17 protein-coding genes are annotated in these 16,312 nt (G+C 48.4%); 2 read left to right on the top strand and 15 right to left on the bottom strand.

Features of this window, described 5'->3' with window-relative positions; all coding sequences use genetic code 11:
• Positions 1-95: 95 nt before the first annotated feature.
• The 4 genes from ACR65H_RS01245 to prfA form a co-directional block, all read right to left on the bottom strand.
• On the bottom strand, positions 96-1,136 hold the full coding sequence (locus ACR65H_RS01245; RefSeq protein WP_440498237.1) for an L-threonylcarbamoyladenylate synthase: 1,041 nt from the start codon (positions 1,134-1,136) through the stop codon (positions 96-98).
• A 61-nt stretch (positions 1,137-1,197) separates the two neighbouring features.
• The gene (locus ACR65H_RS01250) at positions 1,198-1,767 is read right to left on the bottom strand and encodes a stage II sporulation protein R (protein ID WP_440498238.1); all 570 of its coding nucleotides are present in this window, start codon (positions 1,765-1,767) and stop codon (positions 1,198-1,200) included.
• A 43-nt stretch (positions 1,768-1,810) separates the two neighbouring features.
• Positions 1,811-2,659 carry a peptide chain release factor N(5)-glutamine methyltransferase gene (prmC, locus tag ACR65H_RS01255; RefSeq protein WP_440498239.1) on the bottom strand — a complete coding sequence of 283 codons (849 nt, stop codon included), beginning with the start codon at positions 2,657-2,659 and terminating at the stop codon, positions 1,811-1,813.
• A complete protein-coding gene (gene prfA / locus ACR65H_RS01260) occupies positions 2,652-3,728 on the bottom strand; it encodes a peptide chain release factor 1 (protein ID WP_440498240.1) in 1,077 nt (358 codons plus the stop codon). The genes prmC and prfA overlap by 8 nt, the downstream gene beginning before the upstream one ends.
• A gap of 211 nt (positions 3,729-3,939) precedes the next feature.
• Here prfA and ACR65H_RS01265 point away from each other — a divergent pair, with 211 nt between their 5' ends.
• A complete protein-coding gene (locus ACR65H_RS01265) occupies positions 3,940-4,155 on the top strand; it encodes a hypothetical protein (protein ID WP_440498241.1) in 216 nt (71 codons plus the stop codon).
• On the opposite strand, the gene ACR65H_RS01270 is transcribed toward ACR65H_RS01265, so the two are convergent.
• From ACR65H_RS01270 to ACR65H_RS01310, 9 genes are all read right to left on the bottom strand, one after another.
• Positions 4,148-5,155: a VanW family protein gene (locus ACR65H_RS01270; protein ID WP_440498242.1), complete on the bottom strand. Its 1,008-nt coding sequence runs from the start codon at positions 5,153-5,155 to the stop codon at positions 4,148-4,150. The two genes, ACR65H_RS01265 and ACR65H_RS01270, sit on opposite strands and share 8 nt — an antisense overlap.
• 118 nt (positions 5,156-5,273) lie before the next feature.
• On the bottom strand, positions 5,274-5,876 hold the full coding sequence (locus ACR65H_RS01275; protein ID WP_440498243.1) for a thymidine kinase: 603 nt from the start codon (positions 5,874-5,876) through the stop codon (positions 5,274-5,276).
• A gap of 260 nt (positions 5,877-6,136) precedes the next feature.
• Positions 6,137-6,352 (bottom strand): 50S ribosomal protein L31, encoded by a 216-nt coding sequence (gene rpmE, locus ACR65H_RS01280; RefSeq protein ID WP_060209476.1) that lies wholly within the window; start codon positions 6,350-6,352, stop codon positions 6,137-6,139.
• A 176-nt stretch (positions 6,353-6,528) separates the two neighbouring features.
• Complete coding sequence (gene rho / locus ACR65H_RS01285; RefSeq protein ID WP_440498244.1) at positions 6,529-7,812, bottom strand: transcription termination factor Rho; 1,284 nt, start codon at positions 7,810-7,812, stop codon at positions 6,529-6,531.
• Between the two features lie 130 nt (positions 7,813-7,942).
• Positions 7,943-8,908, bottom strand: a complete 966-nt coding sequence (gene glpX, locus ACR65H_RS01290; RefSeq protein ID WP_440498245.1) for a class II fructose-bisphosphatase — start codon at positions 8,906-8,908, stop codon at positions 7,943-7,945.
• Positions 8,909-9,021: 113 nt separating this feature from the next.
• A complete protein-coding gene (gene murA, locus ACR65H_RS01295) occupies positions 9,022-10,299 on the bottom strand; it encodes a UDP-N-acetylglucosamine 1-carboxyvinyltransferase (RefSeq protein WP_440498246.1) in 1,278 nt (425 codons plus the stop codon).
• Positions 10,300-10,319: 20 nt separating this feature from the next.
• The gene (gene fsa / locus ACR65H_RS01300; RefSeq protein ID WP_440498247.1) at positions 10,320-10,967 is read right to left on the bottom strand and encodes a fructose-6-phosphate aldolase; all 648 of its coding nucleotides are present in this window, start codon (positions 10,965-10,967) and stop codon (positions 10,320-10,322) included.
• 552 nt (positions 10,968-11,519) lie between these two features.
• Entirely contained in the window at positions 11,520-12,377 is an 858-nt protein-coding gene (locus tag ACR65H_RS01305; RefSeq protein WP_440498248.1) for a class II fructose-bisphosphate aldolase, read from the bottom strand.
• Between the two features lie 135 nt (positions 12,378-12,512).
• Entirely contained in the window at positions 12,513-12,878 is a 366-nt protein-coding gene (locus ACR65H_RS01310; protein ID WP_440498249.1) for a response regulator, read from the bottom strand.
• Between the two features lie 167 nt (positions 12,879-13,045).
• Between ACR65H_RS01310 and ACR65H_RS01315 the strand changes: the two genes are divergently transcribed.
• Positions 13,046-13,567, top strand: a complete 522-nt coding sequence (locus tag ACR65H_RS01315; RefSeq protein WP_440498250.1) for a DUF2529 family protein — start codon at positions 13,046-13,048, stop codon at positions 13,565-13,567.
• A 374-nt stretch (positions 13,568-13,941) separates the two neighbouring features.
• On the opposite strand, the gene pyrG is transcribed toward ACR65H_RS01315, so the two are convergent.
• Complete coding sequence (gene pyrG, locus ACR65H_RS01320; protein ID WP_440498251.1) at positions 13,942-15,552, bottom strand: CTP synthase; 1,611 nt, start codon at positions 15,550-15,552, stop codon at positions 13,942-13,944.
• 172 nt (positions 15,553-15,724) lie between these two features.
• Positions 15,725-16,312, bottom strand: a complete 588-nt coding sequence (gene rpoE / locus ACR65H_RS01325) for a DNA-directed RNA polymerase subunit delta (protein ID WP_440498252.1) — start codon at positions 16,310-16,312, stop codon at positions 15,725-15,727.

A 16,312-nucleotide genomic window follows, 5' to 3' on the forward strand; every position in this document is an offset into this window, starting at 1 on the left:
CCCAACTTCCGCATCCATCCATCTTATGCGCTCGTTTAGGAGGTCATTCATATCCTATTATCCGTTCATCTTTGATTGTTGGAAAAGTGGTCCATTCAGTACCCGTTGTACCTTTTTCCATCCGCGGCTTTCAACAGGCGGTTCATGACCGCGGTTCCGACTCCTTCAGAATCGGTCGCAGCGGCAAGAATAAGATCGGCGTCCGTCGAATCGCATTGACGGATCGCTCCGTAAAGATTCCCAGCCATCGCCCCGTTATCATGAAGTGGACCGACCGGGAAATACCAGTCTGCCTCTTTTATATCGAAATCATCAGGCCCGATGACGGCAACCCGTTTCCCTTCGGATTTCAGCTGCATGACCGCTTCACGGATTACCGACTCATCCGGCTGAATGACGAAAAGCGGCGACTCCGGAGCGTAATGCATATATTTCATGCCAGGTGCACGCGGCGCTACCTCATCGGTCACGCTCGCCGATTTGCTCTCCGCTCGAACAGGACCAATCACATCCTCGATCATTTCGCGCGTCACGCCGCCGGGCCGCAAAATTTCAGGAGGATTCGCGGTCATGTCAAGAACCGTCGATTCGACGCCGACACCCGTCTTCCCGCCGTCGACGATGAGCGGAATCCGTCCATTGAGATCGGTCATCACGTGAGCGGCTTCCGTTGGGCTCGGCTTGCCGCTACGATTCGCGCTCGGTGCAGCAAGCGGTCCGTCAAGCGTGCGAAGAAGCGTAAGCGCGACAGGATGATCGGGCATCCGCAAACCGACCGTGCCAAAGCCCGGTGTGACATTTTCCGCAATGACACCGGGCCTCTTATGGAAGACAAGCGTCAGCGGGCCCGGCCAAAATGCATCCATCAGCTTACTTGCATTTTCCGGTATGTCCTCTGCATACTTTTCCACATCTTCTTGATTGCCTATATGTACGATGAGCGGATTGTCGGACGGGCGCCCTTTCGCTTCGAAAATCCGTTGCACAGCAGCCTCATCCGTCGCAAGCGCGCCGAGACCGTAAACCGTTTCGGTCGGGAACGCGACAACGCCTCCATTTTTCAACATATCCACAGCACGTTGATAACTTATTGAGTTATCCATATCGTTATCCACTGAAACGATTTCAGTTTCCAAAGTTCAAACCCCCATTTATACACAGTTTCGTTCACTTATCCACAGTCAAACGTGGATAACTTCAATCAAACAATGACTTTATCCACTCCCAAATGAAGAAAGTGACTTTCTCGTCGTCTGATTCTTCGACATCTTTGTCAGGGAAACAGACCCTCGGAAACAAAGAGCACCACCAATTGTCGCCCCGCCCGCTGCCGATCGTCAAAATATACGCGTCATACGGCGCTTGCGGCGTGATGACAAAGCCCGACCGCTTCGGCGGGAACAGAGCGGCTGTCCGTTCGAAGCTTACGTCTTGTCCGTCCGCCATCAATTTTGCGGTCTGTAGGATTTTCGCTTCAATCGCCTCTAAGTTATCCACAATTTCTGATTTCGATTCTGCTTGTGAAATCGCTTGATTGATCATCGGCTCAACGACAAGCCGGATTTCTTCCTTCAATTGTTGATCGGCAGGTGCATTCGAGTGCGACAGAATCCGGAATCTGATCTCCTCTTCCTGCTCTCCTTGCCCTGTGAATAATAGCAACGCGGACTGGATAAGGAACAACACGAGAATGAACTCGACAACTGCCATCCAACGATCCATCCGTTTATTTGGTTTTAGATTCGTAATTTCATAGTCTTGCAACATATCCATCCCCTCCTGACCTCATTGTGGACAGGGTCGGAAGGTTTTATTCACGAATCTCGCAAAATATCATTCGATCTTTTCCGTTCACATCTTTTTCTACGGAAACTCGCGCACCTGGGAACGCCTTTTGGAAAAGCTCGCTCACTGCCGATCCTTGCAGGTAGCCGATCTCGACGCCGATGAGCGAAGGCTTGTTCATAAGCGGCGGCAATTTTTCCGCAAGCTGTTTATAGAAGAAAAGTCCGTTATCATCCGCAAACAACGCGCTATGCGGTTCGAAGTCGAGCACTGTCGCAGACATTTCTTTGGACTCGTCCCAAGCGATATACGGCGGATTCGATAGCACGACATCCCACTTTTCATCCGCAATCGGTTCCATCATATTGCCGAGTTTGAAATCGACGTCGACTCCGTTGCGCTTTGCATTCCGCTTTGCGACCTTGAGAGCCGCTTCACTAATATCCGTCGCTGTGACAAGTGATTCAGGTCGTTCTTTTTTGAAAGCAATCGCGATCGCACCGCTCCCTGTACCGATATCCGCCACGCGGCATTCTTTCGGGAAGTTGCGGCTACGTTCGAGTGCGCCAAATACGAGCTCCTCCGTTTCAGGCCGAGGGATGAGGACGTGTTCATTCACCTCGAACGACAGTCCGTAAAACTGTTCTGTGCCGATAATATGTTGGACAGGCTTGCCTGTGAGCAACTCATCGGTTTTATTCCAAAACGCTTTGTGCTGTTCAGGTGTAAGAAGTTCTCGAAAGTCCGCAAGCAACGATGCACCGGATTTTTGCGTCACATGCTCCATAAGCAGCTGTGCAGCATGGCTATCCAAGTTTTTGGATTCAAGAAGGGATTTCGCTTTATTGAGTGCTTCATAGATTTTTTCAGTCATTCTTATCCAAGCTTTCCAGCCGTCTTGCCTGGTCCTCGACAATTAGGGCGTCGATCACTTCATCGAGCTTCCCTTCGATAATCTGATCAAGTTTTTGGATTGTAAGGCCGATCCTGTGATCTGTTACACGATTTTGCGGGAAGTTGTATGTGCGGATCCGTTCGGAGCGATCTCCCGTCCCGACGGCGGATTTCCGCTTTTCATCGTATTCTGCTTGCGCTTCTTGCATGAATTTATCGTAAATGCGCGCGCGTAGAACTTTCATCGCTTTCTCTTTGTTTTTGATCTGCGATTTTTCATCTTGGCAGGAAACGGTGATTCCCGTCGGCAAATGCGTCAGACGGACAGCGGACATTGTTGTGTTGACCGATTGTCCACCTGGTCCGGATGATGCGAATGTGTCTGTTCGGATGTCTTTATCGTGAATATCGATTTCAACCTCCTCCGCTTCCGGCAATACGGCGACGGTCGCCGTCGACGTATGGATCCGGCCGCCCGATTCCGTTTCCGGCACACGCTGGACTCGATGTGCTCCGTTTTCATATTTCAGCTTGGAGTACGCTCCGCTCCCATTGATCATGAAAATGATTTCTTTGAATCCGCCAAGCTCAGTCGGCGAGGAGTCCATCACTTCCACTTTCCAATGATTCGTTTCTGCGAACCGACTGTACATTCTATATAAGTTGCCCGCAAACAGCGCCGCTTCGTCGCCGCCCGCCGCGCCGCGGATCTCCATAATGACGTTTTTATCATCGTTCGGATCTTTCGGAACGAGCAACAGTTTCAATCTCTTTTCAAGCGACTCGATCTGTTCATCGAGCTCTGCGATTTCCATTTTGACAAGTTCTTTCATTTCGTCGTCTAACGGTTCCTCGAGCATTTCTTTTGCATTGTCATACTGCGTCGTCGCACTCTTATATTCACGGTACGCATCGACTGTATCCTGCAAGTCAGACTGCTCCTTCGAATACGTCCGCAGCTTGGTCATATCGCTTACAATATCCGGATCGCTCAGCAATTCATTCAATCGCTCATATCGATCCTCAACGGCTTGAAGCCTATCAAACATAGTCATTGCACCTCTTCGTTCTCAGTCTGTTTTGTATACTAATTGTACGGGAATAAGGCGCTGAAATACAGTGATTTCTTTGGGTGTGGGGGTTTGCGTGAGTGTTTCGGACGCGTCCTAGCTCGCTTTGGACGTGTGGCGGCTCACTTTGGACGCGTAGCGGCTCTCTTTGGACGCGTAGCGGCTCTCTTTGGACGCGCCGGAGCTTGCTTTGAACGCGCGAGTGCTCGCTTTGGACGCGCAGACACTCGCTTTGGACGCTAGAAAGCTCAATTTGGACGCGCAGACACTCGCTTTGGACGCGCGAAAGCTCAATTTGGACGCGCGGGCAATCGCTTTGGACGCGCGAAAGCTCACTTTGAACGCGCCGGCACTAGCTTCGGACTTACAACCACTAGCTTGGCATTCAGCATGCCAACTTACTTGAATTTATCCACATATTTCTCCGCTGTTGTGATTTCAATCGTCAAAAAGTTATTCCCATAGACGGATTTGATTAGGAACGGAGCAGCCGCCGTGTTTTGAAATCTGAAGTCGAGGCCTCCGTAGGAAACAGTTGCATCCCTTCCTTTCGGGACGTAGCCGATGTCTATTGAATGATGGTGCCATTCAATGTATTTCACCGGGAGCTGATCGACAGCATTGAATAAAGTGGAGGATGTTTGGCAAATCCCTCCGCCTATTCCCATGACAAGTTTTTTGTTGATAATTTCCGGGGCCGGTTGGTAGCCGTTTGCTTCGTCCCGCGGTCCGACGACGGTGTTGAAGGAGAAATGGTCTCCCTTGCCGACGATGACTTTGTCAATTGCTGTTGCTGAAAGTTCAATGTTTTTATTCCGATTTTTATCCGCGGGATTGAAATAAGTCGTATAGGAAGCGATGACTACATCGTCTAACAGCGGAACATCTTCCGGCTCATAGCCGCTCTTTGTTGTTTCAATCGGCAATTCAACAGTCCCTCCCGTGGCTGACACTTCCATTATCCGCTCCACTAAAATGCTTTCCCGCAACAGGATGAGCGGGTTGCCTTCGATAAGATTGCCCTGTTCGTCCAATCTATCGAGGATCATCCTTTGATCATAGCCAGGTTTTCCATCGACTCCGCGCGCAAGCTCTTTTGCAAGTTGTTCGATTTTCGCTATGTACGCAGTGATGTCCATTTCGTAGCCGAGGTCGAGCGGAGTTATCGTGTGGATCAATTCATCGGTTGCCGGATCGATAATGTTGATAACCGGAGCTATCGCCGGGATGATTTCCGTTTGAGCAACCGGCTGCTTGGCCGATTCTGATTGTTGTTCCGCCTGTTCTGCCCGTTCAGGCGTTTCTGCGCTTTCAGTATGTTGTTCAATCACCGTTCGCTGTTGGCAGCCAAACAATCCAATTATCATGATAAAAAGAAATGCAGAAATCCAATTTTTCATTTTCATCCATCTCCCTTCCTTTACTCATTGCCATTAGCCATAGTATTCAAGGGTTGTGGATAGTGTGTGTTTCAAGGGCAATAAAAAAACAGCATAGAACTAATCCATGCTGTCATTTCAATATTTATTTAACCGCCACGTTCGCGGTTACGCCGTTTGGGACTTCATGGTGCATGCGGCATCTTGCTTCGTATGCTTCGGATGCACCGACGAGGATGATCGGATCGTCATATCCGGCAGGTTGTCCGTTAATGAGCCGCTGCGTCCGGCTAGCAGGGGATCCGCAGACGGTGCAAACAGCTTGCAATTTTGTGACGTTTTCAGCGACAGCCATGAGCTGCGGCATTGGTCCGAATGGTTCTCCTCGGAAATCTTGGTCGAGTCCTGCGACGATGACACGGAATCCACGATCTGCCAATTCCATGACGACGTCGACGATGCCTTCATCGAAAAATTGCGCTTCGTCAATTGCGATGATATCGTAATCATCTTTTACAAATTGCTCAATTTGTGTCGATTCGGCAACCGGTGTGGCAATGACTGTCGTTCCGTTATGGCTGACGACTGCTTCCTCGCTATATCGGTCGTCGATTTCTGGCTTGAAAACTGCAATTTTTTGTTTCGCAAATTGAGCGCGGCGTACGCGTCGGATCAATTCCTCGGATTTTCCTGAAAACATGCTTCCACAAATCACTTCTATCCAGCCGCCTTGCATTGTTACGTACATGTTGGTTCCCCTTTCAATTCTTGCTATATGTAAAGTTGTTCTGTTTGTTGTCGGAATGTCTATCATACATTAAAAAACCGTGGAAAGGACGTCTTTTATTTCGTGTCAGAATATGTTATGGAGGGTCCGTGGATAGCGCCAATCAAGAGAAATTATCTTCGCGCCACATGATAAAGAAAGGAGTGTGTTCAAAAAGAAATCTATTCGTTTTATTCCCAAATTGAAAACCCGCCAAACAATGTTGGCGGGTTGGAATGTTCTTATTCTTGTCCTTCTTCTTTGAAGCCATATTTTTTGTTGAAGCGGTCGATACGTCCGTCCGCTGCAGCGAATTTTTGGCGTCCAGTGTAGAATGGATGGCATTCTGAACAAACTTCAACGCGAATGTCCTCTTTTACAGAACCTGTTTCGAATGTGTTTCCACATGAACAAGTAACAGTCGCTACTTTGTAGTTTGGATGAATTCCTGCTCTCATCGGTCTCTCTCCTCTCGCCCTGAACCATCTGGAACAGAGTATTATTGTAGGGTGTTGCATAAGACTGATGCCTTACACGGTCCGAATATGTCAACCGCATATGCAGCAGATGGCTATAAACCATACTCAAGAATTATAACAAATTGGACGGGCATTGTCCAGATTTTTATTTCGAATCAAAGCAGCCCTTTTCCGTTGCGATGGGCTTTCATTTCTTCATTGAGCTTGTCGAAGAACTCTTCGTTCGATTTGGATTGACGTAGTTTTTTCAGGAAGCGTTCTGCGAAATCTGGTGCGTCGGAGAACGTTTTTCGGATTGCCCACAGTTTTTCGAGTTGTTCGGTCGGGATGAGCAATTCCTCTTTACGCGTTCCAGAGCGACGGATGTCGAGAGCCGGGAAGATACGGCGTTCTGCTAGGCTGCGGTCAAGATGCAATTCCATGTTTCCGGTCCCTTTGAATTCCTCGTAAATGACTTCATCCATACGCGAACCTGTGTCGATCAAAGCGGTTGCCAAAATCGTCAAGCTGCCGCCTTCCTCAAGATTCCGCGCTGCACCGAAGAAACGCTTCGGACGGTGGAATGCCGCAGGGTCGATACCGCCTGAAAGCGTACGGCCGCTTGGCGGGATGACGAGGTTATACGCGCGCGCCAATCTTGTGATGGAATCCATCAGAATGACGACGTCTCGTTTATGTTCTACGAGGCGCATGGCGCGTTCAAGAACAAGCTCGGCCACTTTGACGTGGTTTTCTGGAACTTCGTCGAATGTCGAGCTGACAACATCGGCGTTGACAGAACGTTCGATGTCCGTCACTTCCTCTGGACGCTCGTCGATAAGGAGGACGATCAATTCTGCTTCAGGATGATTCGTCGTAATGGCATTGGCGATTTCCTTCAAGAGCATCGTTTTTCCCGCTTTAGGAGGAGCAACGATCAATCCACGCTGACCGAATCCGACTGGGGATACTAGGTCCATAATGCGAGTCGACAGTTTATGTGGTGTTGTTTCAAGTTTAATATGACGATCTGGATAAAGCGGCGTGAGTGCTGGGAAATGGACGCGTTCCCTTGCGACTTCCGGGTCTTCCCCGTTGACTGCTTCTACTTGCAGCAAGCCGTAATACCGTTCATTTTCTTTCGGCGGACGTACTTTCCCTGTTACTTTGTCTCCGTTCCGTAAATCGAATCGTCTGATTTGGGAAGCGGAGATGTAGATGTCTTCGGAGCTAGGCGAGTAGTTGATTGGACGAAGGAATCCGTATCCTTCTGATTGAATGATTTCGAGTACGCCTTCCATGAAGAAAAACCCTTCCTGTTCGGCTCTTGATTTCAGGATGGCGAAAATCAGCTCTTTTTTCGTTAGTTTGCTGTAATAGGAGATTTTGTATTCTCTTGCAAGCTCATATAACTCTTTCAGGGTCATATTTTCCAAGCTGGCGATTGTTAGAATTGGCATAGTATCGTAAGCTCCACTCTTTATTTGTTTTTCGTTTTGAGGTTTTTTTCAATTGGGTAGGTGAACCGACATTAGAAGGATGCCCGGCGGAAAGCCGGGCTGAGGCTTGCTATTTTTAATTAAAACATATTCAGTCTTCCATTACCAAGTTCGGTTTTTTCTTCATGCTGTGGCGTCCTTCTACGAAACGGATTGTTCCGGATTTGGATCGCATAACGAGTGAGTGGGTTTCGCTGTAGCCGCCTTTGAATTGAACGCCGCGCAACAATTCGCCGTCTGTAACGCCTGTCGCGGCGAAGATGGCGTCGTCGCCTTTGACAAGGTCATCCATGTAGAGGACTTTCGAGACATCGATGCCCATTTTTTCGCAACGGAGGCGCTCTTCTTCATTTGAAGGGATAAGACGGCCTTGGATTTCTCCGCCTAGGCATTTGAGTCCAACTGCCGCGATCACGCCTTCAGGTGCTCCGCCGAGGCCGAATAGGATGTCTACGCCTGTGTCGTCAAATGCTGTATTGATCGCTGCTGCGACGTCACCGTCATTGATAAGCTTGATGCGCGCGCCAGCAGCTCTGATTTCTTCAATAATTTTCGAATGGCGTTCACGGTTGAGGACAGTTGCCACAACTTCATCGATTGATTTGTTTTTCGCTTTGGCGACAGCGTGCAAGTTATCCGTGACGGATGCATTGATGTCGATTTTACCGACCGCTTCAGGTCCGACCGCGATTTTTTCCATGTACATGTCAGGTGCGTTGAGGAGGTTTCCTTTATCCGCGATTGCGATGACTGCTAGCGCATTCCAGCCTCCTGATGCGACAATGTTCGTACCTTCCAGCGGGTCGACGGCAACGTCCACTTCCGGGCCTTCGCCTGTTCCGAGCTCTTCACCGATATAAAGCATTGGTGCTTCGTCCATTTCGCCTTCGCCGATTACGACGACTCCTTGCATCGGAATCGTGTCGAACACAGTACGCATCGCTGTCGTTGCGGCGTCATCCGCTTCGTTTTTCAAACCGCGCCCCATCCAGCGGGAAGCCGATACTGCCGCCGCCTCTGTTACACGTACTAATTCCATCGATAAACTGCGTTCCATTATGATTGTTCCTCCCGTTTAGCGCATTTCATTATAACTTAAACGCTATTCTTTTCAATTACGTGCTTTTTATTCTAAGTTGTAAGATTCGTCTTTAGTATAGCATAAGGTTTTTATTCACTGATAATCGCTTTCTCGGGCACCGACTCTTTTCGGATGTCCGCCCCAATGCCGCGAAGTTTCTCGATGATCGAGCTGTAGCCCCGTTCGATATGTTGAATTTCCTGGATTTCCGTTTCGCCTTCAGCGAGCAATCCCGCAATGATGAGGGCTGCTCCTGCACGGAGGTCGGAAGCACGGACCGTCGCCGCCTGAAGTGAAGCAGGCCCAGAAAGAATGACTGATTGCCCTTCCACTTTTCCGTCGGCATTCATCCGTCTTAGTTCATCTATTTGCTTGAAGCGCGCAGAATAGATCGTATCTGTGATGACGGATGAGCCGTTTGCCTGCGTCAATAAAACGGAGAACGGTTGCTGCAAGTCGGTCGGGAATCCTGGGTAGACGAGCGTTTTCACGTCAACCGCCATCAAACTCTCCGACTTTGGAATGAAGATATGCTCTTCCCTTTCCTCCACTTTGACGCCCATCTCGCGTAATTTCGCGGTCAATGCTTCAACGTGGAACGGAATGACGTTATCAATCGTAATGCCGTCACCGACTGCAGCCGCCATGATCATGAAAGTGCCCGCTTCGATTCTGTCCGGAATGATCGTATGCTTCGTACCGTGCAGTCGCTCGACGCCTTCGATGCGGATAACATTCGTTCCAGCACCTTTAATGTTGGCGCCCATATTCGATAGCAAAGTGGCAACATCGATGATTTCCGGTTCTTTCGCCGCGTTTTCAATGATCGTCCGCCCTTTTGCACGAACTGCAGCGAGCATAATATTAATTGTCGCACCGACAGAGACGACGTCCAAATAGATTTTTGCGCCGCGCAATTCATCGGCACGCAAGTAGATGGCGCCGTGCTCGTTCGTTACTTTTGCTCCCAATGCTTCGAAGCCCTTAATGTGCTGATCGATTGGACGAGGGCCTAAATGGCATCCTCCGGGAAGGCCGATTGCTGCATGTTTGAAACGCCCAAGCATAGCACCCATCATGTAATACGATGCTCTCAATTTTTTCACGTTGCCGTTTGGAAGTGGCATGGCAATCATTTCTGTCGGGTCGATCGTCATCTTGCCCGATTCAAATTCCACTTTCCCGCCAATATCTTCAAGGAGCGCTTTAAGAGTGAGGACGTCCGAGATTTCCGGAAGTCCGTCGATCGTTACAGGTGAATCCGCCAAAATAGAAGCCGGAATCAATGCGACGGCACTGTTTTTCGCTCCGCTTACTTTTATCGTTCCACGTAGAGGTTTGCCGCCTCTAATTTTATAAACGTCCATTTCAGTCTCCTTTAGGCGTTTCACTTGTTCTTTCTTGCTTCCCAATCATCAAGGAATTGCTGAATGCCTTTGTCTGTCAACGGATGGTTGAATAATTGCTTGAGCACGTTGAACGGCGTTGTTGCGATATGTGCTCCTGCAAGTGCCGCGTCTGTAATATGCTGCGGGCTGCGGATGGAAGCTGCAATAATTTGCGTATCCATGTCATGAATTGTGAAGATGTCCGCGATTGTGCTGATCAGATGAATTCCTTCTTGACCAATATCATCGAGTCTGCCGAGGAATGGGGATACGTAAGTGGCTCCAGCGCGTGCTGCAAGCAATGCTTGGTTGGCACTGAAAATGAGGGTCACGTTTGTTTTGATGCCTTCTTGTGCGAAAACGGAGCATGCTTTCAGTCCTTCTGGCGTCATTGGAAGCTTTACAGTGATGTTCGGCGCGATTTTTGCGAGTTCGCGTCCTTCTTTGATCATTCCTTCTGCGTCGAGTGCGATGACTTCAGCGCTGACAGATCCTGGTACGAGTGCTGTGATTTCGCGCAGTCTGTCGTGGAATGAAATGTTTTCTTTCGCTACGAGTGAAGGGTTTGTTGTTACGCCGGATAGGATTCCCCAGCTATGCGCTTCTTTTATTTCTTCAAAGTTTGCCGTGTCGATGAAAAATTTCATGAGTATAGTTCCTCCTTCGATGTATGGAAAAGAAGGAGAATGCATCTGATTTTGATGCTTCTCCTGATTGCTGCTAAGATTTCCGGAAGTACCGGTGCTCGCAACGCTAGTGCTTTTGCTCGCAAAAGCCATTCTTCGTGACGGCTTTCGCTACAGGCGGATGCTTTCCGGGGGCATGGCTTCAGCCTCCTCACTTCGCTTCGCTTCGTTGTGGGGTCTTCAGCTCGTGCTTTTCCCCCAGGAGTCGCCGCCTTCCGCTTCAATCAATATATTTTCATAACTCATTCTAATAATCAGTATGAATTAAGCTTTTCCTTGTCTAGCTTCAGGCGCTAGAAATGGATGCCTTAATTTCTGCAAAAACCGCAGAAATACGGCAAATCGAACCCTTCGCAGTTCGATTTGCTCGGGTCATAAGTCAAAGGTGCTCTGTGGCAAAAAGCGCCACGCCGCATCTTCGCCTTATGCCTGAGGCCGGCAGGAAGCCGGTCATGCAGTCGTTGCCGCAGGAAGCGGCGCCCTTAGACTGCGAACCTCTACTGAGCAAGCGCCTTACGCTTTTCCCGAGCTACCAAACTCGCGCATTTTGCCGATGACTGTTTTCTTGATGGCGTCGCGCATTGGTGCTAGGTATTTACGTGGATCGTAGACGTTGGCGTCTGCGTTCAATATGTCGCGGACGGCTTTTGTGCCTTCGATTTGATTTTCAGTGTTGACGTTGATTTTTGCAGTGCCGAGTGAGATTGCGCGTTGGATATCTTTCGTCGGGATGCCTGTTCCGCCGTGTAGGACGAGTGGAAGGTCTGATTGGCTCGAGATTTCTTCCATTTCCTTGAATCCTAAGTTCGGCTCTCCTTTGTATGGTCCGTGAACCGATCCGAGTGCTGGTGCCAAGCAGTCAATGTCTGTGCTGTCGACGAGCTCTTTACATTCTGCAGGGTCTGCGTAAATGACTCCGTCAGCGATGACGTCGTCTTCCTGTCCACCGACAACTCCAAGCTCTGCTTCAACGGATACGCCTTTTGCGTGGGCATATTCCACAACTTTTTTCGTGATTTCAATGTTTTCCGCTAGAGGTTTGGAAGATGCGTCGATCATGACAGATGTGAAGCCTGCGTCGATCGCCTCTTTGCATTTTTCGAAACTGGATCCGTGGTCCAGATGGATAGCGACGGGAACGGTGATATTGTAATCATGCATTAACCCTTTCACCATGTTGACGACAGTCGTAAACCCGCCCATATAACGGCCCGCTCCTTCGGAAACACCAAGTATTACCGGGGAATTCTCTTCTTGCGCCGCTTGCAGGATCGCCTGCGTGTATTCCAGGTTGTTCAAGTTGAACTGTCCGATTGCATATCCTTCATTTTTGCCTTTGATCATCATTTCTTTCATTGAAACAAGTGCCATTGCAATAGCCTCCTCCGGATCGTCGAGAAAAATTTATTGTTTGAATCAATATTTACCTCTTTTATCATAACAAAAACAGACAGCATTTACTACTGTCTGGGTTGTTGCCGCAGCGCGTCTTCGTTTTCTATTTTTTTAATCCTGGCGAATCAAAATTTCTTTGACCGCATCACGCACTTCGTAAATATTGAATGGTTTTGTAAAATACTTTTCTGCACCGTTTTCAATGGCCTCGTCTGTAAGTTCGACCTCCCCATAGGCTGTCATCATGATTACAGGTATGTGAGGCCAGTCTTTCTTTAGCCTTTTCAACACTTCCACTCCGTCAATTCCCGGCATTTTCATGTCCAGTAAGACGCAATCGGGTTCTTTTTCTGTAACCGATTGGAGAGCTTCCGCGCCATTTGCGGCCAACCTCGCTTCAAACCCCTCTTTTGTGAATACCTCATTTAGTAAAAGTCGTATTCCGGCTTGATCGTCGACGATTAGCAAACTCTTCAAAAGGTCCACCCCTTTTTATTTAATTGACCCAATAGATTACAATTTGACAAAAATGTTGAAACTCCTTCTTTTTTTATAATTATTGCGACTTTGTTTTTCGGCAAAACCGCATTGCAAAACTTGGTTTTATTCCTGCTAGTAAATATAATGGGAACGAGGTGGTTTACATGAAAATATTGACGACACAAATCGGCGGGCTTTTGCAGCGTGCCGGTTCGAATAATGAAGAGGCCGTCGAGGAGACGGCGCGGCTGTTGGCTCAGGCGACGATTGGGGAAGGACGGGTTATATTTGCCGGCTTCGATGAAATGGAAGCCGTCGGATTAAACGCAACGTTTGCCGCGGAACCGTTCAAAGGTGCTGTACTTTATGAGGAAGGGATGGAGATTCATTCCGAGGATCGAGTGTGGCTTTTTGCTCGGTCAGCAGCGGACGCGCGAGCGCTAGAATTAGCGCGGTTGCTCGCCGGGAAATTCATTCCGTTCGCCGTCGTTGCGAGCGAGAAAGCGACTGAGGATAACGAATTGGCGGATTTGGCGTATACGTATATGGCGACAGGTGTGTTGAAAGGGATATTGCCGGGCGAGGATATCGGCAGCCGAATCGTTCAGCCGAATTTGTTAGCTGCGCTATTTTTGTATGAGGCGGTTAAGATGGCGTATGACGAGATGGTGAGTGAAGAGGAGTAAGTTATGGGGCGGTTATGAGCGTTCATTCGGATTTATGAGCGTTTTTCCGTATTCTTGAGCGTTTGCCGCAGTTCTTGAGCGCTTTTCCGTATTCTTGAGCGTTTTCCGCGGTTCTTGAGCGCTTTTCCGTATTCTTGAGCGTTTTCCGCGGTTCTTGAGCGCTTTTCCGTATTCTTGAGCGCTTGCCGCGATTCTTGAGCGCTTTTCCGTATTCTTGAGCGCTTGCCGCGGTTCTTGAGCGCTTTTCCGTATTCTTGAGCGCTTGCCGCGATTCTTGAGCGCTTTTCCGATTTTTATGAGCGCTGCCCTTTCATTCAATATAAAAAAAACAGAAACCAACCAAATTATGGTGGTTTCTGTTTTTTTATTGGCTATTACCCTTGGTGCGCGAGTGCTGCGCGGATGAATTCGCGGATGAGCGGCTGTGGGCGGCTCGGGCGTGATGCGAATTCTGGATGGAATTGAGTTCCGATGAAGAACGGGTGGTCCTTCAACTCAATGATTTCCACGAGATGGCCGTCCGGGCTTTCGCCTGCTACGATCATGCCGGCGCTTTCGAATTGCTCGCGATAAATATTGTTGAATTCGAAGCGGTGGCGATGACGCTCGTATACCAATTCATCGTTATACGCTTCTTGCGTTTTCGTGCCTTCCGTCAACTTACATGGATGCGCTCCGAGTCTCATGTCTCCGCTCGCTTGCTCGATGTCAGAACGTTCTTCGAAGTCACGGTTGTTTTCGATGATAGGATTGGACGTTTCACCGTCAAATTCAGCGGAATGCGCGTCTTTGATGCCAAGGACGTCGCGTGCGAATTCCACTGCAGCAAGTTGCATGCCGAGGCCAACGCCGAAGAATGGAATGTTATGTTCACGCGCGTAGCTGATTGCTTCGATTTTGCCGTCGATGCCACGGTCTCCGAATCCGCCAGGAACGAAGATGCCGTCTGCATCCTTCAAGATGTCTTCGACGTTTTCATTCGTCACTTCTTCGGAATTGATCCAGTCGATTTCGATGTCTGTATCGAATTCGTAGCCGGCATGGCGGAATGCTTCCACTGCAGAAATATAAGCATCTTGCAATTCTACATATTTACCAACAAGTGCAATTTTCACTTTTCGTGATAGATGGCTGACACGATCGATAAGCTCCTGGATTTCTGTCAAATCCGGCTCTTTCGTTTCGAGGCCAAGGAAATCAACGACGATCTTGTCCATGTTTTGCTCATGAAGACGGATCGGCACTTCGTATAATGTTTCCACATCAAGCGCTTCGATAACTTCTTCAGGTTTGATGTTGCAGAATAAAGCGATTTTATCTTTCATTTCCTGCGGTACAGGGTATTCACTGCGGACGACGATCATATTCGGCTGGATGCCGAGGCTGCGCAATTCTTTTACACTATGCTGTGTCGGTTTGGTTTTCATTTCACCGGCAGCGTGCAAGTAAGGAACTAGCGTATTATGGATGTACATGACATCATCTTTGCCAAGATCAGTCTTCATTTGACGGATTGCTTCGAGATATGGAAGCGATTCGATATCGCCGACGCTTCCGCCGATTTCGGTAATGACGACGTCAGCGTTCGTTTCTTGGCCAGCCCTTTTTATGAGGCTTTTGATTTCATTTGTAATATGCGGGATGACTTGAACTGTCGCCCCTTTGTAATCACCGCGGCGCTCTTTCCGCAGAACGGAAGAGTATACTTTCCCCATTGTGACGTTGGAGTATTTGTTCAATTTGATGTCAATGAACCGTTCATAGTGGCCGATGTCGAGGTCGGTTTCAGCACCGTCTTCTGTTACGAAAACTTCACCGTGCTGGTATGGGCTCATCATGCGTGGATCCAAATTGATGTATGGATCAAATTTTTGGTTGGTCACTTGCAAGCCTCTGCTTTTCAACAGTCTTCCAAGGGATGCGGCATTAATACCTTTTCCTAAAGACGAAACAACTCCGCCGGTTACAAAAATATATTTTGTCATCTAAAGCTCCTCCTTCGTGATGGGGGTCGGTCGAATGTCGTAAAATACGAAAAAAGCGCTCCACTGTAGATTATCTACAAGAGGAGCGCTTATACACGGATTCATGTGTCCTTTTTCAAGGAGCCCAAATAGAAGCTTAAATCCTTAAAGGCCCGAAGTCAAGTGGAAAGTATTAGAGAAGGTCCTCTTCTTCCTCGTCTTCCTCATCTTCTTCGTCTTCATCGTCAATATCTAATTCGTCGTCAGGTACGATTTCGAGCTCTTCATCGTCACCGATGAGATCCTCTTCGATTTCGATGATTTCTTCTTCTTCATCTTCTTCATCCAAATCTTCTTCGTCGTCATCATCGAGCTCGTCGAATTCTTCGTCGAACAACTCGTCTTCGTCGATTTCTTCTTCCTCTTCGTCTTCCTCTTCTTCGTCCTCATCGTCATACGCTTTTTTCTTTTTCTTCTTGCGAACTTTGACGACAGGAGCCGTTTCTTCTTCGATCTGGTCGACCGGATACCATTCACGCAAGCCCCATTCATTGTTGTTAATGGCAAGGAATCTTCCATCGATATTCATATCTGTGTAGAATTGAAGCAGCCTGTCCTTCACTTCACTCTCCGATATTCCTGTCAATTCACGGATTTCATTCAATAGTTGTTCAAGTGTCAATGCTACCCGTCGTTCCGTCAATATGGCATAAGCGATATCGATCATTGATTCTTCCAGTAGTTCTTCTTTCGTTAATTCATGTAGATTCAACGTACGCAC

It is taken from the genome of Sporosarcina sp. SAFN-015 (assembly GCF_059415085.1).

What these genes read in the sequence shown, in the direction of transcription:
- pyrG (WP_440498251.1), bottom strand. Translation starts at nt 15,552, where the DNA reads ATGACAAAATATATTTTTGTAACCGGCGGAGTTGTTTCGTCTTTAGGA.
- ACR65H_RS01315 (WP_440498250.1), top strand. Translation starts at nt 13,046, where the DNA reads ATGAAAATATTGACGACACAAATCGGCGGGCTTTTGCAGCGTGCCGGT.
- ACR65H_RS01275 (WP_440498243.1), bottom strand. Translation starts at nt 5,876, where the DNA reads ATGTACGTAACAATGCAAGGCGGCTGGATAGAAGTGATTTGTGGAAGC.
- rpmE (WP_060209476.1), bottom strand. Translation starts at nt 6,352, where the DNA reads ATGAGAGCAGGAATTCATCCAAACTACAAAGTAGCGACTGTTACTTGT.
- fsa (WP_440498247.1), bottom strand. Translation starts at nt 10,967, where the DNA reads ATGAAATTTTTCATCGACACGGCAAACTTTGAAGAAATAAAAGAAGCG.
- rho (WP_440498244.1), bottom strand. Translation starts at nt 7,812, where the DNA reads ATGCCAATTCTAACAATCGCCAGCTTGGAAAATATGACCCTGAAAGAG.
- ACR65H_RS01305 (WP_440498248.1), bottom strand. Translation starts at nt 12,377, where the DNA reads ATGGCACTTGTTTCAATGAAAGAAATGATGATCAAAGGCAAAAATGAA.
- prfA (WP_440498240.1), bottom strand. Translation starts at nt 3,728, where the DNA reads ATGTTTGATAGGCTTCAAGCCGTTGAGGATCGATATGAGCGATTGAAT.
- murA (WP_440498246.1), bottom strand. Translation starts at nt 10,299, where the DNA reads ATGGACGTTTATAAAATTAGAGGCGGCAAACCTCTACGTGGAACGATA.
- prmC (WP_440498239.1), bottom strand. Translation starts at nt 2,659, where the DNA reads ATGACTGAAAAAATCTATGAAGCACTCAATAAAGCGAAATCCCTTCTT.
- ACR65H_RS01270 (WP_440498242.1), bottom strand. Translation starts at nt 5,155, where the DNA reads ATGAAAATGAAAAATTGGATTTCTGCATTTCTTTTTATCATGATAATT.
- glpX (WP_440498245.1), bottom strand. Translation starts at nt 8,908, where the DNA reads ATGGAACGCAGTTTATCGATGGAATTAGTACGTGTAACAGAGGCGGCG.
- ACR65H_RS01250 (WP_440498238.1), bottom strand. Translation starts at nt 1,767, where the DNA reads ATGTTGCAAGACTATGAAATTACGAATCTAAAACCAAATAAACGGATG.